A 16,634-nucleotide genomic window follows, 5' to 3' on the forward strand; every position below is an offset into this window, starting at 1 on the left:
GACAGCAGCTTCAACAAGTTGCCTAACCTTTTTCAAAATGTCCTTTACAAAGGGTACACTTTAATGTCGGGTCATCCTTTTCTATAAAAATGTGTAAGCTGAGTTGTTTTAAATCCGGCTTTATTGTAGACAGATAGCGCAGTTTCATTTTCTGTTTCTACGTCTAGGTATATATTTGCTTTACCTAGTGTATAGGCTTCATTTTTTGCCCATTTTAATATGGCAGCTGCTATGCCTTTTCCACGTGCATGCTCGTGGACTCCCAGCCCTGTGATCCACAACTTATCAGATTCATCCACAATTGTTACTGTTCCTACTAATTTGTTTTCCAATTTTGCTATCATCAAACGACGATTTGGCGTTTGTGTGTTAAATGCTATAAAGTTTATTATTTCGTCTATTGTATCTCCAAATGCGCTTACTAAAACTTCGATTAGCTCTGTTTGCTCGAAACTGTAAGGTAGGATTTCTAATTCACTTGGCGGCAAATTTAACTCCGCATTTGCTACCATAGTGCGTTCAGAGAAATCGTGTACATAGCCTATTTTCTCCAACATTTCATGTCCTGCCTGCGACTCCTCTGGTACTAAAGCTAAATCGTATACCGCTCCGCGAAGCGTTAAGTTTCGATCTAGCTCTTGTATAAGCCCTGTTCCAAGCCCATGTCTACGAACGGACGGCGAGACAAAGACACTCCATTCGTAATCTCCCGTTGCAAGTCGATCTATAGCCGATAAAACACCGACTAATTTATCTGCATCATCATCATAAGCTAATACACAAAACCCCTTTAAAGAAGAATCGGTTAACTCTTCAATGCTTAATAATGATGTATAGTCTACTTGATCCTTCGCAAGTAGCTCTTCAATTTCTTTCCTCGTATCTGCATCCAATGGTAGTGATACTGTCATTATAGATATATCCATTCATATCTCCTTAAATCTTCGAATTTGTTAGCATGTCATAGTATCGACCCTGTTGTTGTAAAAGTTCCTCTTGGGATCCCGACTCTATTAGTTTCCCATTTTCCATGACAAAGACCAGGTCTGCTTTGCGAACTGTATTTAACCGATGGGCGATGACGAAGCTTGTTCTTCCTTCCATTAATCGTTCCAGTGCCTCTTGAATTTTCAGTTCCGTAACCGTATCAATGCTTGACGTGGCTTCATCTAACAATAAAATGGCAGGATCTGCAACGAGCGCTCGAGCAATGGACAATAATTGCTTTTGCCCCTGGCTGATCTCTCCTCCATCGGCTGTTAGAATGGTGTTATACCCATTCGGTAATTTCTCAATAAAGTCATGAGCATTTGCTTCTTTTGCTGCTTTCATTACTTCTTCATCAGTTGCATTTAATTTACCATAACGAATATTTTCCTTTACTGACATTTCAAATAGGAAAGGATCCTGTAAAACAAAGGCCGTTTGGCTGCGTAATGTATGTCTCGGTAGATTATCCATTGATATACCATCTATTAAAATTTCGCCTCCATTTGCCTCATAAAACCTTGCAAGTAGCTGCATGATAGTCGTTTTCCCTGCACCTGTTGCTCCTACTAAAGCTGCCGTTTTTCCTGCTTCTACGTGGAAGGAAACATTTTTAATAGTCGGTTGATCATCGTCTTTATTGTACCAAAAGGTTACATTTTTGAATGTGACATTTCCCTTTAGCTTATATTCTTTGTGATCTATTGCCGCGTCTATTTCTTCTGGTTCTTCGATAATGGAAAAAACACGCTCGGCTCCCGCAATTGCCGATAAAACGGTATTGAACTGATTTGCTAAATCATTTAATGGCCTTGTAAATTGTCGTGCATACTCCGTGAAGATCACAATCTCACCGATTGATATATGTCCATAAAATGCTAGTATTCCTCCAGCTGCTGCTACAAGTGTGAAGCTTATATTATTTAATAAGTTCATCACTTTGGGGATAAACCCTGAATAAGTAAGTGCCCAAAAACCAGTCCTCTTTAAACGTTCACTTTTCACCGAAAACTCTTCTAACATACGGCTTTCCTGTGAAAATGCTTTAACAATTCGTTGTCCAGAAATGGTCTCTTCGATCATTCCATTCAATTCTCCAAGTGCTTGCTGTTGCTCCTTAAATAGTTTGGAGGTACGTCTTGTTATCCAGCGCATTGCAATAAACATAACCGGTACAATAACTAGTGTGATGGCTGTCATTAATGGACTTAAAAGAAGCATCACCACAGTTGTTCCAACTAAAGTCAATATACTGGAAAATACTTGGATGAAAGAAGAATTCAATGTTTGACTAACATTTTCAATATCATTTGTCATCCGACTCATTAACTCACCATGTTGTCTCTTATCAAAAAAGGAGACAGGTAACTTTTGGAGATGATTAAATAACCCTGTTCTCAGTCTATAAATTGTTTGTTGGGCAATTCCAATCATCCAGTAACTTTGCAAATACATCGTGACGGATAAAAATATATACACAATGATTAACAATCCAATCATTTTAGCAAGTCCTACAAATACACTCTTAGCGATATATTCATCGATAATTATTCCGATCAAATATGGCCCAAATAATGCTAAAGCAGAGCTAGCTACAACCAATAAAAGCACAATGATCAATAAAAAACGTTGCTCATCTACCAGTTTCCAAATTCGACTAAGCACCCCTTTCCAGTCGGATGCCTTCTCCACTTTCTTTTTATGATCTTTTTTCAAATCATCTTTTGTAACGATAGGCTCATATCCAAATGGTTTACGAATGAAGTTCAACATGCCCGTCTCCCTCCTGCTGTGACTCTGCAATCTCTCTATATAAGGAAGAGCTTTCCATCAATTGTTCATGTGTTCCATATGCAGAAACCTTTCCTTCTTCTAACAAAAGAATTTCATCTGCCCCTCTTGCTGTTCGGATCTTCTGTGTAATGACAAGCATCGTCGCATTTTCTTTCTCTAACGCTTCCCATAAAGCATTTTCGGTTGAGATGTCTAAAGCACTTGTGCTATCATCCAACAATAATATTTCTGGTTTTCTTACTAGCGCTCGTGCAATAGAGAGCCTTTGTTTTTGACCACCTGATAAGTTTACTCCCTTTTGCCCAACTCTCGTATCGTATTGATCGGGGAATTGCTCAATAGAATGGTGGATTTGTGCTTGTTTAGCAGCCTCTTTTAATAACCCTGTAGTTGCAGTGGAATCACCCCATCCCAAATTGTCTTCAATACTTCCCGTAAAAAGAACCGATTGTTGTGGTACAAGCCCGATAATTTGTCTAAGCTCTTTCAAAGGCCAATTCTTTACTTCTACTCCATCAATCCGTATACTGCCTTCTGTAGCATCAAAAAATCGAGGTATTAAGTTTAAAAGTGTAGATTTTCCAGAACCGGTTGCCCCCATAATCGCTAGCTTCGAACCCGGCTTTACAGAAAAAGAGACATCTTTTAAAACCGGTATATCGGTCGATGGATAATAAAAAGAGACATGCTGAAATTCAATTTCTCCCACTTTAGAAATAGAATTCTCGAGATCTTCACTCAATTCCTCGATCCCTTCTTCCACAACCAAAACTTCTTCCATACGTTCTGCTGAAGCTTTTGCTCTAGAGAAAAATATAATAATGAACGAGAACATAGAAAAAGCACCCGTCATTCGCATTGCATAGTTAACAATTGCCACAAGATCCCCCATCTTAGTAGCCCCTGTTTGTATTTCTTTTGCTCCAAACCAAAGCACTGCCATTAAGCTGACGTTCATGATAAATAAAAGAACCGGTAAAATTAACTCCATAATACGAAATGCCTTTACATTATCCATTTTTAACATGTCGGCCACTTTCGCAAATCTCTCTGATTCGAAGCTTCCACGTAAATATGCCTTAATAAGACGGACTGCCTGTAAATTTTCTTGTATTTTACGGGTCACTTGGTCAACTCGTTTTTGTACCCTCCCAAAAAGAGTGAGCCCTTTTCTACTCATCAGAAAAAGGAAGATAATTAAAATCGGTGCTCCCATCACTAAAAACATTGCCAAGTATGCATCAACAAAAAAGGACATGACAATACTTCCGACAACCAATAAAGGAGCACGTAACATTATACGAAGCCCCATAAATATTAAGTTTTGTGTGATTGTCACATCATTCGTTAATCGAGTTATTAAACTTGCAGAAGGAAACCGTAAAAAAGTTGCCATTGTAAATGATTGAACTTTCTTGAAAAGTGCTTGTCGAATATCATACCCATAACTTTGAACAACATGGGAGGCGATGAATGTATTTGTAACCCCTGCTAAAAAGGCAATAAACGAGATTCCAAGCATAATGATGCCCCAAAATACAATCGTCTGCTGGTCACCTGCCAGTATACCGTCGTCAATGATAGTTGCTATTAATAATGGTTGAATAAGCTCGACGGACAGTTCGACTAGCATAAGCACTAATGCAATAATAACTAGCCACCTATATGGAGATAAATAAGAAAAAATTTTCTTCAAAGAACAACACTCCTAGATTCTTCGTTACTCGAATTAATTTACTATAGAACCTATTATGCCATAACGCATGTCCATTATATAGAAAAAGATGACTTTTAAAAGTCACCTTTCCTTCTTCCACTTCCATTTTATCTCCCCCGCAATCGAAAGCCACGTAACGAATAGGAGCATCACTATTACACCAAAATATTGCCACGCTCCGAAGACTTGCCCTAACCAAATGACCGATATGATCATTGCAGTTAATGGTTCCATGCTGGAGAGAATACTAGTTTCTACTGCCGATATATACTTCATACTCGTTAAAAAAAGTATAAATGCAATCGTTCCAACAAGGATAATGATGAAGGTCATTAGATTTAAAGGAAAGATTGCTAACTGATTCCACTCATCCGAACGCCATATTTGTGATATCGCTGCCAGTACAATACCACCCATTAACATACCCCACCCAACTACTACAAGCACTCCCCACTCTTTCATAAGTCTAGCAGGATACACTGTATAGATAGCAAATGCGACACCAACTGCCAATCCCCATAATAGTCCTTCTTTACTTATTAACAATTGATTGAATTGTGCATTTGTCAATAAAAAGAACAGACCAATGAGCGTGCCAACAATACCTATTATTTGATATTTTGGAGGAAACATTTTACTTCTCCACGAAATATATATAACGATATAAATAGGACCCAAAAATTGGAGCAATGTAGCAATAGACGCATTACTTGCCTCAATTGCCGCAACAAATGTATATTGGACTCCGAGCATGCCAAAGATCCCAAAAATGATTAATTGCTTCAACCAACTTGGCTCTTTCCATATAGTAAAGATTTGTTTTCCTCTAATCCTTAAAAAGGTTAATAAACAAAAACCTGCTACAATTAAGCGGATAGTAAGAAAAAAAGGAACAGATAAATCACTGTTTTTAAGAATCCATTCCATCATAGGACCAGTAGCTCCCCAAAGCATAGAGCCAAAAATAATTAGTGCGATACCCTTCCAACGTTCCATTTTTACTTACCCTCTTTCATTTTCTCTATATTTCCAAAGGCCTTTATACCCACCGTTATTTTTTTTGTGAATATATAGCTCTATTTCAATGACTAATTTATCTAAATTCTATATAATAAATATAAATTATTTAAAGGGGTTCTGAATATGTACCTTAAAGAAGATTCATTAAATCTAAGTAACTCTGTTTTTAGTCATCTACCTTCTCCAACCTTCATAACAAATAAAGATGGTCATATTATTTGGTTGAATAATGAGGTAAAAAATCAATTCGGTTATAGCTTAGAAGATTTAGCAGGACCAAAAGCACCATTATTTAACGACCATACTTATGGACATCTTGCTGCCAATTGGGAAACAATACTTCAAAATGCTGAACCATTTCGTTTTAGTCCCGTCATCCTTTATTCTAAAGATAAGCAACAAACGAAAACGTCTATCGTCGTTAAGTCTATACCAATGAACGATGATAATTATGTGCTCTTTCATGTGGAATCCAATACAACTTCAGATGTCGAAAATAGTTCCTTTTCAGAATTACAATTAATAAAAAAAGGATTGTCTGATTCGTTTATGATTGCTTATCTAGACAAAGACGGCTTAATTCTTCATGCGAATGATATGTTCCTAAAAAAAAGCAATTGGACCCCAAAACGTATTTTAGGGAAATCGTTTTGGCAACTATTCCCCAACACGCCGGATCATATTGCCATTGCGGACAAAATAATCGACACATTAAAAAAAGGTGAAAACTATCAGGGGACAGTTGAAAAAATCACGAAAGATGGAAAAAACTATTGGGTTAATTTAATAGCTATTCCAATTACTAATACAGAGAATAATACGCTATACCATTTGTTATTGGAAGAAGAAATTACGGAAAAGAAATTAATACAAACACGTCTTGAACAAATTGCTTATATTGATACAGAAACAGGATTAATGAGCAGACATCGTTTAGAGGAAATTGTAAATGAGCATATTCAAGAAAACAAACACTTTTCATTTGTTTTCCTAAGCATAGATCAATTTTATACATTAAAAGAAATATTCAACGACGAAATCGAATCTCGTTTATTAAACGAGTTTACTAAAAGATTAAAAGTCTATTTTGAAGAGTCTCTTATCGCTAGAGCTGGTAGAGATGAATTTGCAGTTATTACATCTTTAAGCGAATGGTATATTCAAGGATTCGTCAGTTACTTAAAACAACATCCTATTTACTTGAACAACAAAGCCATTCCAATAACCGTAAGTGGATCCATTACAAGATATCCAGAAGACCAACAAACCTATTTACATTTATTGAAAGCTTCCCATATGAAGAATCAAAAAGTGAAGTTAGAAGGTGGAGGCATGATTGCAAGCCTTTCACAATCTGATCATCATAAGCTCATTCGTCATGGACAGATTGAAAAGCGTTTGTTAGAAGCATTAAACCAAAATGATCTGCATGTCATGTTCCTGCCCCAAAAAGACGTTTTGACCGATAAAATCACTGCAGTAGAAGCACTAGTGCGATGGGAAGATGATATACTTGGAATCGTTTCCCCAGAGGAGTTAATACCTATTGCGGAAGAAACAGGATTAATCAATGAAATCGGCACTTTCATGTTAGAAAAGGTGTGCGAGCAAGCCGCTATTTGGCAACAAAAAGGAATACCAGTTAAAATCAGCTTTAACTCTTCTATCCGGGAGTTTCGAGACAAAAACATGGTTAAAACGATTCGTAAAGTGCTAGAAAAGTATAATTGTTCTCCAAAGCTTCTACAAATCGAGTTTACAGAAAAATTTGCCTTTGAAGCTGAAGCAGAGAAATCTATTATTCAACAAATGCAAACATTACAGCAAGATGGAATCGTATTTGCTTTAGATGACTTCGGTACCGGATATGCATCACTTCGGTACTTACAACTTCTACCGATCGGCAAACTAAAAATTGATAAATCATTTATAAATTCCATTTTGCAGCAAGATAAACTACAAAAACTAGTGCAAGGATTAATTCAGTTTGGAAAATCTTTGGATGTACAAGTAGTTGCAGAAGGCGTAGAGACAAAAGAACAATATGAGCTTTTAAAAGAAATGGGATGCGACTCTGCTCAAGGATATTATATAAGTCATCCTATTCCAGCTGAAGAAGTCGAAGGGCTCCTAAGCAACCAGTAATTGTTAAGAGGGATGAAAAGTAGCAACCAACTTTTCATCCCTCTTTTTTGTTAATTCTAATGATGATAACTATTTACTTACGCTTTTGCCTTTTTGTCTTACTAATATTTTCATCATTAACTGTGTAATAATTTCTGCAAAAACTAGACCCATTGCAATGGAGCCAGAAATAATAAGGGCAACCGATGCATATTCCATTGCAACACCATAATCTTTCTCTACAACATGTCTCATTGCATTATAGGCAGAACCACCTGGAACTAAAGGAATAATACCAGCAACACTAAAAATAATCATCGGCATTTTAAATGTTTTGGCCATCATATGTGCAACAAAAGCGACTGTAAAAGCACCAGCAAATGAAGCCTTTACAGAATCCCCACTTAGGTTTTCTGTATAAGCATATATAAGCCACCCTGTCATTCCAACAAGCCCGCAATAGAATAGTGTTTTCTTAGGAGCATTAAATATGATTCCAAATGCCGCAGCTGCAGCAAAGCTTAATATTCCTTGTACAAAATAAGACATGGCTACCCTCCTTTAAAGTGATAAACCTAGCGCTACGCCAGCGCCAATAGCAAAAGCCGTCAAGAATGCTTCAGCTCCTTTTGAAACACCAGAAACAAAGTGACCTGACATTAAGTCACGTACAGCATTCGTTATCAGAAGTCCAGGAACAAGCGGCATTACAGAACCAATAATTATTCTGTCCACATCATTTCCTAAACCGTAAGCCACTGAATAAATAGCTATAAAACTTATACATAAAGAAGCCAAAAACTCTGCGAAAAATTTTACTCTTGTTTTCATTTCTAAAAGTGTAGAAATAGAAAATCCTATTCCTCCCGCAAAAAGTGCGGTCGGGACATCTTTGATCGTGCCGCCATATAACAACAGAAATGCGGCAGAAGCAATCGATGCAGCTACTATTTGCAGCCATAAAGGAAACGTTTTATGTTCCGTATCAATGCGTACAAGCTCTGAATATGCTTCTTTCAATGTGATGTCTTTATTAACAAGCTTTCTTGAAACCGCATTAACAACGGCTATTCTTGCTAAATCAGTCGATCTACTGCTAATCCTAACTAATTTAGTTGGAAGACTATTACTTCCAGTAAATATAATCCCAGTCGGAGTCACAAAACTCTGCGACTGAGTCAATTGTTGGGACATTGCCATTCGATCCATCGTGTCCTCCGCTCGATACGTCTCCGCTCCACTTTCCATCATTAAACGACCGGCAAGTAAACAGCACTCTACGGCTAATTCGGAGTCTTGCGTCAATCGGAACACCTACCTTTAACTATTTACGATAATCTTATCGAACGTTGTAAAAAAATACAATTAAAACTAAAACTTTATTCCCCATTCATCCGTCTAATCAAATATAATAGATAAGTACTAGAAAAGGAGAGTTATCACCATGTCTGCGCATCCACGATCAAAAAAAAGGGGGCGTTGGATTGATATTACGTTTGTTATCGCTATACTTACATTAACTGGCTTGACGTTGCTTCTTCTTGTGTTCTCCAATTCTCCTAAAGTAGAAAAAGATAAGGATAAAGTAACAGCTAATGACCCAGCTTCTTCAGAAGAAATTAATGAAAGCGACTCGGTTTATCCTGGGATTCGTATTATCACAGAAACATCCAATGACACAAAGAACCCTTATGCCATACAATTTCCACAAAGTAATGTTCCAGAATTTAACGAGACAGTCAAGGCATATACTAGCAAGTTAAAAAAAATGTATTTAAATGAAACAGCTTACTTAAAAGAGTCGAATGTAAAACGCAAAGGCGAACTAAATATATCATTCGAAGTCTTTCAACATACTACTGGATATTATTCTTTTGTTATTCATTCCGATATGTATACGGGTGGAGCTAATGGATTGTCCGAAACGAAGGTATTTCGATTACATAGCCAATCGGGACAAATGCTAGAAATGAAAGACTTGCTAGCGAACAATGAAAAGTCACTTGTAAAACTTGCCACAAAAGTAAGAGAATCTATTACTTCTGATAAACAATTGAGGGCCTATTTACTCCAAAAACAATTTGCAGAAAAAACGGCTCCTACATGGGATAATTATGCGAACTTTGCATTAAAGAAAGATTCGATCGAATTTTATTATAACGACTATGAAATTGCAGCTGGTGCAGCCGGCTCTCCAATTGTTTCTATTCCACTAGAGAGTATTAATGATCTTATTGCAGATAGTTTTAAACTTCCAAAGGTGGCAATTAATCCTCCACCAACTGTACCAACGAAGGAAGACAAAAAAGTTACTGAGAAGCAACAGACGGACGACAAAGCTGTATCTGGAACTGAAAAAGTAGTCGCGCTTACATTTGATGATGGACCGAATCCAGAGTCAACTAGATTGATACTTGATACACTTAAGAAGTATCATGCAAAAGCTACATTTTTTATGCTTGGAAGCAGGGTTTCGTTTTATCCTGAAATTGTAAAAGAGATGAAAGAAGCAGGACATGAGTTAGGAAACCACACATGGAATCATCCTGATCTAACAAAGGCTTCCCCAGAAAAAATTGCATTAGAAATTAATAATACGAGCAATGCAATTGAAGAAGCATCTGGCAGTAAACCAACTGTATTCCGACCTCCATACGGTGCCGTGAACAATTCAGTTCGTGCCCAAACCACGATGCCCATCATCCTTTGGGATGTAGATACACTCGATTGGAAATACCGTGACGCCAATCATTTACTTGAACATGTGAAAAAACATGTGAAAGATGGTTCTACAGTATTAATGCATGATATACATATGTCAACAGCTGAAGGACTAGATGCAGTGCTCGCCTACTTGCAGGGAGAAGGCTATTCATTTGTTACTGTATCTGAATTGAAAGGCCAATCTAAGTAGCATACATTTAATAAACGCAGGGGCTTTGGCCACCTGCGTTTTAATGTGTCGTTATTTTCCAGAGCTCACAGTTTATCATAAAAAGCATCGTTGAAAAGTTCTTTCAATACTTGGATAAATAATTGTTCAAATTTAAAACAGTTTAGAGTCCAGGCATTTCACAGGAGGACATTAATAGTGTATTTCACAGCATACAAGCGATAACAAAGATCCTAAAAGCAATATTCTGCTCTTGGGATCTTTGGATTTTAATAAGAAATTTTACTCATTTGTTTAAACGAATTTATATTGTAACTCTTAATTTCTTTCATTGCAATTGTAAATAGAGAATCCTTTACATAAATCATACGTTGAATACTGCTTTCCCAATCTTCATATTGTTGGTCAGGGTTTTCGGGATTTAATAGGTTCCCTTTTAATATAATTCCTTTTTCAGGAGTAATTTCGTACACTAAAGCACCATCTTGCTTAAACTCTGCATACTCTTTTCCGTCTTCATATATTGAAATTGGAAATCCATATAATTTTTTTGTACGATGCTCGAATAACGCGTGGTGATCATATTGGATTGGAGAGTATGTGCCACGATCCCCGATTACTTCCGTGTCCAATTCTTTCGGTTTAGCTAATTCACTTACATCGAATAGTGATATTTTCATTCCCTCTGTTAAGATAAGGGGCTCTTTTCCACCTGAGCCTGTTTCTACCCTTGTTTCATAACCAAATCCGATTAAGTGATTTTCATCTATCGGGTGCAAATAATTACTAAAGCCAGGGATTTTTAATTCACCTAATACTTTTGGTGCCGAAGGAGTTGCAACATCAATAACAAAAAGTGGGTCTGTTTCTTTAAATGTCACCATATATGCTCTTTCCCCCATAAACTTTGCAGAGTAGATTCTTTCATCTTTCGCAAGACCTGTTAAAGAGCCTACTGTTTTCATCCCCTTGTCTAAGATAAATAAATTATTTTCCGATACATCATTTTCATCCCAACTATTCCCTTTAGTAGTAACAGCTCGGAAATAACCGTCATGCTCATCCATCGAAAACTGGTTTAAAATAGTCCCTGTCAATTGACTGGAAGCAACAAAGCTAACAGATGTTTTGTTCAATGCAAATTTAAATACTTGAGTATCCATTAAACCTGGATTCCAAATCATTTTCTTTGCATTCGAATTTGACTGTTTGTAAATAGTAGAAGTTAAATATAAATTATCTTTTGACATATACAATTGTTCGCTTCCGCCTAAATATCCCTTGGTCGTTACTTCATTTTTCACTGGATTAGTAATATCAATTGCAGAAATGATACTATAGTTTCCTTCCATAGAACTAGGAAGAATCGATATATTATTATAGTTCATTGGTTTAGCTACATCATCTAATTTGGAATCATAGGTGTATGGACGCAGCTCTACATTCTCACTTTCCTCCATTATCCAGAACTTCGGATATACTGTTGTTACATAATATAAAATATTATTTGTTAAACGCGCTCCGTTCATATACCCTTCTGTCGCAATTTCTCTTAATAATTTTGGTTTAGCTGGATTAGAAACATCATAAAAATACACCGTCGTCATTGAATCCATTGGTGCGATCATTCTATCCATTATAACTTGTGTATCCTCTGCTTCTAATGGACGTATAGCATTTTTTTGCCCAATAATCATTAGTGTTTGATCTTTTAATAATAATTGAGCTGGATAAAAACCTTCTGTAAGTTGAATTTTAGCTACTTCTTTCATCTTGGATGGAGCTTTCACATCGACAACCACTATCTTATTCTCACTTATGGTAAATATATGCGTACCATTCGTTTTAACAATGTCCGCTTCATCTACACCTTCAACTTGATTGTTCGTAGTAGAGTAGTCTCCTCCTTGTACTCCTGAGGAAGATTTCGAATCCATAGTAGTAACGGATTCCGCTGTCTCTTCCCACTGCCTATTATTCTTTTGTAGTTTCATTACTTTCTTAAAATATGCCTCTAATTCTTCTTTCGATTTCACCATTCGTAGCTCTTGATCTACCCTCTTTTCCGCACTTACCTCTGATTTTGTAAAATAAAAAGCACTTGCGAGCCCAACAGTTAAAACGAGACCAATTACAGTTATAAGCCACCTCTTCATTTTATTCTCCCTTTCTTTTTTGCATCGTTATCACATTAGACTCAAATTTTTCTAATTGGTTTCACCGTAACTGACAATAATTTATTTACTTTAAATATTGTAAAATTTATAGATGATTTCCTACTATTCTATTATCATTAGGTATGGAGGGGATGGAAAAACAAAAAAAGGGGTTTTGTAATGAAGACATTAACAAGATTTTCAAATACACTGATGGAAAGGTATTTACCAGATCCATATATTTTCGTAGCAATACTAACGTTATTAGTATTTTTACTTGGAGTAACGTTAACAGACTCCACTCCTATTGAAATGGCAACCTACTGGGGAGATGGTTTTTGGGGATTACTTTCTTTTACGATGCAAATGGTTGTAGTTCTGCTAGCGGGGCATGTATTAGCTAGTAGCCCTGTATTTAAAAAATTACTTAGTTCGATGGCTAGCACAGCAAAATCACCTGGTTCTGCCATACTTCTTGTATCCGTAGTTTCATTAATCGGATGCTGGATCAACTGGGGGTTTGGTTTAGTAATCGGGGCTTTGTTTGCCAAGGAAATCGCGCGTAAGGTGAAAAATGTCGATTATCGATTACTTATCGCGAGCGCTTACTCTGGGTTCATCATTTGGCATGGAGGTTTAGCAGGCTCTGTTCCACTTTCAATTGCAACTGAAGGTCATCCTTTTGCAGATAAAATGGGGGTTATCCCTACAACCGAAACCTTATTTACTACATATAATTTAGTAATTGTTATTGCACTACTTATTTCGGTTCCATTGTTAAACAGATGGATGATGCCTAGAAAAGAAGATACTTTCGCTATCGATCCTGCTTTACTAGAAGAAGATACAGTAGATGAAGCTGAACAAAATGAAACAAAAACACCAGCTTCACGTTTAGAAAACAGTTATATTCTATCTGTTTTAATCGGTTTACTCGGCCTTGTATATCTTGTCCAACATTTCATCACAAAAGGTTTTGACTTGAATTTAAATATTGTCAATCTCATATTTATTACCCTTGGTATCGTATGCCACGGTACGCCAAAAAGATTCCTTGTCGCTGTTAAAAATGCAGCTAAAACAGTGGGAGATATTGTCATCCAATTTCCATTTTACGCAGGGATTATGGGTATGATGGTCACTTCTGGCCTTGCAGGTATAGTGTCTGAGGCGTTCATTAATATTTCTAATGAGCATACTTTCTACTTGTTTACGTTCTACGCAGCTGGTATTGTAAACTTCTTCATACCTTCTGGTGGAGGACAATGGGCGGTGCAAGCTCCAATTATGCTTGATGCCGCTGCCGCATTAAATTTGAGCTATGCTAAAACAGCTATGGCCATCGCGTGGGGTGATGCGTGGACGAATATGATTCAGCCGTTCTGGGCACTTCCCGCTTTAGCAATTGCCGGTCTGCGTGCTAAAGACATTATGGGCTTCTGTGTATTTGTTTTAATATTGAGCGGAATTGTAATAAGCTTAGGACTTTACTTTTTTTAATAAGTCCTATTTTAACATCCCCTTCTAAAGTACAGTTTAACGATGAGAAAAAGGTTTTCTTGATATGCTCAAGAAAACCTTTTTTCTACTCCTCAAATGGCCATTTCGGCAACATATGGGAGAGCACTTTATCTTCTCTATAACCCAAAGCATACTCGGCTTGCATAATAGTGTGGATTTCACGAGTTCCCTCATAAATGACAGGAGCTTTTGAATTTCGCAAGTATCTTGCAACTGGATATTCATCTGAATATCCGTACGCACCATGAATTTGCACTGCATCATCTGCTGCTTTGTTCGCGAAATCACATGCTTGCCATTTCGCGAGAGACGTTTCTCGAGTATTGCGTACCCCTTTGTTTTTCAGTTCCCCTACTCGGTAGACAAGCAAACGACTCATTTGCAGGCCGGCTTCCATTTTCGCAATCATTTGTTGTACTAGCTGATGCTTCCCTATTTCTTTGCCGAATGTTTCTCTTTCGTGACAATACTTTATGCTCGCTTCTAAGCAGGCAAGGGACAATCCTGCCGCTCCAGCAGCAACCGTAAATCTTCCATTATCAAGCGCAGCCATTGCAATTTTAAAACCTTCTCCTTCTTTTCCTAGAAGGTTTTCTTTTGGCACACGCATATTATCAAAAAATAATTCCCCTGTGTTTCCAGACTTGATACCATACTTTCCTTTGATTGCTTTTGAGGAGAAGCCCTCCATCGTACGTTCCACGATGAATGCACTTATTCCGTGATGCTTCTTCGATTTGTCTGTGTATGCAAATACGATAAAATAATCCGCGGCATCACATAAGGAAATCCACGTTTTTTGTCCATTAATCACGTAGTGGTCCCCATCAAGAACAGCGACAGTTGACATTGCAGCCACGTCTGAGCCTGCTCCTGGTTCTGTTAAGCCAAACGCCCCTATCTTCTCTCCTTTTGCCTGTGGGATTAGATAGCGTTGCTTTTGTTGTTCCGATCCCCATTGCATAAGTGTCATGGAATTTAACCCGGTATGCACGGACACAGCTGTACGAAATGCCGTATCCCCTCGCTCCAATTCTTCACACACAATTGCAAGCGAATTATAATCCATGCCACTCCCACCATACTTCTCAGGAACGCATACACCCATTAATCCTAAATCCGCTAAACGTTTCCACAGCCCTTTATCAAATGCCCCTTGTTCTTCCCAACTCGCTATATGTGGAATAATTTCCTGGTCTACAAATTGCCTTACTGTTTTACGAAGCAGTTGTTGTTCTTCCGATAATTCAAAGTTCATACACGTGCACCCCTTACAGCACTCTCTACAATGTCCACGCCACGAGCTGCCATTTCTTTTATATATAATTCTCCGGGTACAATTAACTCTGGAGGGTATACGCCTCGTTTTGTAATAACATTGTTGCCAATCATTTGAGCAACCGCGGAAATTGTATTGGCTGTTGCTCTTGCCATTGCAGTAGTGCCGGATAGACGATCTTTTTTCGTTGCTACTTCGTATGAATACGTAGCATTTTCACCATCTTCTGTTCCGGTTACAATGACTCTTAGTAAAACCGCATCTTCTTTGTCTCCCAATAATAACTGTGGAGTTAACACTTCTTTTAAAACGTCTCGGGCTTTAATTACGTTTCCATTTACATTTACTACAGTGTTTTTATTCGTCAGGCCAAGGTCTACAAGTAATTTAAACTTATCCGCATGTCCTTTATAACGAATCGTTTTATATTCTAATGTGTCTACATTCGGAAAAGACTTACTTAAAGTAGATGTTCCACCTGCAGTATGGAATGCTTCAAGCTCACCGTAATTCTTAAAGAAAATAGGCTCAATTTCTGACAGCGATTCAACTTCGTGTAGTTTTCCGTTTCGAATAACATGAGATGGGTCTGTATAATGATCGAATACACCCTCTAACGAAAAGACAATATTGTATCCAAAAATCCCTTCTGGTTTTTCCGGAATCCCCCCAACGTATAGATGGATACCTGTTACTTCATCTAATTTACTTGCCCCGTAGCCAGCAAGTATGTTAATCATCCCCGGAGCAACACCGAGGTCAGGGATAAGGGTAACCCCTTTCTCTTGCGCTGCCTTATTAAGGGAAAGCACAGCATCCGTTGCTCCGCCTATATGTCCCCCCAGATCCACTGAGTGGACACCAGTTTCTACTGCAAGTCTTGCAACTTTCTCGTTAAATGTATAAAAAAGCGCATTGATGACTACATCGACCTTTTTCATAATTCCTCTAATACTATCATCATCATTTGCATCTAATCTACAAACTTCAATTTTTGAATTTTGAAGTCTTTCTCGGAACATATTTGCTTGTCCCACGTCTAAATCACACAATAAAACCTTTTCAACATTAGGACTTTTCACCAAATCACGAGCTGCTTCTTTCCCCATTAAACCTGCACCTAATACAGCAACCTTCATATAG

At 37.5% G+C, this 16,634-nt stretch carries 12 protein-coding genes; 3 read left to right on the top strand and 9 right to left on the bottom strand.

Translation table 11 applies throughout. From position 1 onward, the window contains the following. Positions 1–71 precede the first annotated feature (71 nt). The 4 genes from FS486_RS04990 to FS486_RS05005 all read right to left on the bottom strand — a co-directional run bounded on the left by FS486_RS04990 (position 72) and on the right by FS486_RS05005 (position 5,494). A complete protein-coding gene (locus FS486_RS04990; protein ID WP_144510231.1) occupies positions 72–926 on the bottom strand; it encodes a GNAT family N-acetyltransferase in 855 nt (284 codons plus the stop codon). 10 nt (positions 927–936) lie between these two features. Beyond that, positions 937–2,760, bottom strand: coding sequence for an ABC transporter ATP-binding protein (locus FS486_RS04995; RefSeq protein ID WP_186321365.1), 1,824 nt, complete (start codon positions 2,758–2,760; stop codon positions 937–939). Then, on the bottom strand, positions 2,741–4,477 hold the full coding sequence (locus FS486_RS05000; protein ID WP_144510232.1) for an ABC transporter ATP-binding protein: 1,737 nt from the start codon (positions 4,475–4,477) through the stop codon (positions 2,741–2,743). The genes FS486_RS04995 and FS486_RS05000 overlap by 20 nt, the downstream gene beginning before the upstream one ends. A 102-nt stretch (positions 4,478–4,579) precedes the next feature. Continuing rightward, complete coding sequence (locus FS486_RS05005; protein WP_144510233.1) at positions 4,580–5,494, bottom strand: DMT family transporter; 915 nt, start codon at positions 5,492–5,494, stop codon at positions 4,580–4,582. 147 nt (positions 5,495–5,641) lie between these two features. Here FS486_RS05005 and FS486_RS05010 point away from each other — a divergent pair, with 147 nt between their 5' ends. After that, positions 5,642–7,663 (top strand): EAL domain-containing protein, encoded by a 2,022-nt coding sequence (locus FS486_RS05010; protein WP_144510235.1) that lies wholly within the window; start codon positions 5,642–5,644, stop codon positions 7,661–7,663. Between the two features lie 69 nt (positions 7,664–7,732). On the opposite strand, the gene FS486_RS05015 is transcribed toward FS486_RS05010, so the two are convergent. Then, entirely contained in the window at positions 7,733–8,191 is a 459-nt protein-coding gene (locus FS486_RS05015; RefSeq protein WP_144510236.1) for a threonine/serine exporter family protein, read from the bottom strand. Between the two features lie 12 nt (positions 8,192–8,203). After that, positions 8,204–8,947, bottom strand: coding sequence for a threonine/serine exporter family protein (locus FS486_RS05020; protein WP_260858023.1), 744 nt, complete (start codon positions 8,945–8,947; stop codon positions 8,204–8,206). 139 nt (positions 8,948–9,086) lie between these two features. Here FS486_RS05020 and FS486_RS05025 point away from each other — a divergent pair, with 139 nt between their 5' ends. Further along, positions 9,087–10,556 carry a polysaccharide deacetylase family protein gene (locus tag FS486_RS05025; RefSeq protein WP_144510237.1) on the top strand — a complete coding sequence of 490 codons (1,470 nt, stop codon included), beginning with the start codon at positions 9,087–9,089 and terminating at the stop codon, positions 10,554–10,556. A 248-nt stretch (positions 10,557–10,804) separates the two neighbouring features. On the opposite strand, the gene FS486_RS05030 is transcribed toward FS486_RS05025, so the two are convergent. Continuing rightward, complete coding sequence (locus FS486_RS05030; RefSeq protein ID WP_144510238.1) at positions 10,805–12,691, bottom strand: beta-propeller domain-containing protein; 1,887 nt, start codon at positions 12,689–12,691, stop codon at positions 10,805–10,807. Positions 12,692–12,871: 180 nt separating this feature from the next. On the opposite strand from FS486_RS05030, the gene FS486_RS05035 reads away from it, so the two are divergent. Beyond that, the gene (locus FS486_RS05035) at positions 12,872–14,191 is read left to right on the top strand and encodes a short-chain fatty acid transporter (RefSeq protein WP_144510239.1); all 1,320 of its coding nucleotides are present in this window, start codon (positions 12,872–12,874) and stop codon (positions 14,189–14,191) included. Positions 14,192–14,276: 85 nt separating this feature from the next. Here the strand turns inward: FS486_RS05035 and FS486_RS05040 are convergent, their stop codons facing one another. Together FS486_RS05040 and FS486_RS05045 are read right to left on the bottom strand one after the other, a co-directional pair. Further along, entirely contained in the window at positions 14,277–15,470 is a 1,194-nt protein-coding gene (locus tag FS486_RS05040; protein WP_144510240.1) for an acyl-CoA dehydrogenase family protein, read from the bottom strand. After that, on the bottom strand, positions 15,467–16,630 hold the full coding sequence (locus tag FS486_RS05045) for a saccharopine dehydrogenase family protein (protein WP_144510241.1): 1,164 nt from the start codon (positions 16,628–16,630) through the stop codon (positions 15,467–15,469). The genes FS486_RS05040 and FS486_RS05045 overlap by 4 nt, the downstream gene beginning before the upstream one ends. Positions 16,631–16,634 lie beyond the last annotated feature (4 nt).

The sequence above is a fragment of the Bacillus sp. FJAT-22090 genome (assembly GCF_007676755.1).
GTDB lineage: Bacteria > Bacillota > Bacilli > Bacillales_A > Planococcaceae > Psychrobacillus.

Coding starts and splice junctions, on each gene's coding strand:
- FS486_RS05005 (WP_144510233.1), bottom strand. CDS start 5,494: ATGGAACGTTGGAAGGGTATCGCACTAATTATTTTTGGCTCTATGCTT.
- FS486_RS05015 (WP_144510236.1), bottom strand. CDS start 8,191: ATGTCTTATTTTGTACAAGGAATATTAAGCTTTGCTGCAGCTGCGGCA.
- FS486_RS05010 (WP_144510235.1), top strand. CDS start 5,642: ATGTACCTTAAAGAAGATTCATTAAATCTAAGTAACTCTGTTTTTAGT.
- FS486_RS04995 (WP_186321365.1), bottom strand. CDS start 2,760: ATGTTGAACTTCATTCGTAAACCATTTGGATATGAGCCTATCGTTACA.
- FS486_RS05025 (WP_144510237.1), top strand. CDS start 9,087: ATGTCTGCGCATCCACGATCAAAAAAAAGGGGGCGTTGGATTGATATT.
- FS486_RS05040 (WP_144510240.1), bottom strand. CDS start 15,470: ATGAACTTTGAATTATCGGAAGAACAACAACTGCTTCGTAAAACAGTA.
- FS486_RS05030 (WP_144510238.1), bottom strand. CDS start 12,691: ATGAAGAGGTGGCTTATAACTGTAATTGGTCTCGTTTTAACTGTTGGG.
- FS486_RS05035 (WP_144510239.1), top strand. CDS start 12,872: ATGAAGACATTAACAAGATTTTCAAATACACTGATGGAAAGGTATTTA.
- FS486_RS05045 (WP_144510241.1), bottom strand. CDS start 16,630: ATGAAGGTTGCTGTATTAGGTGCAGGTTTAATGGGGAAAGAAGCAGCT.
- FS486_RS04990 (WP_144510231.1), bottom strand. CDS start 926: ATGGATATATCTATAATGACAGTATCACTACCATTGGATGCAGATACG.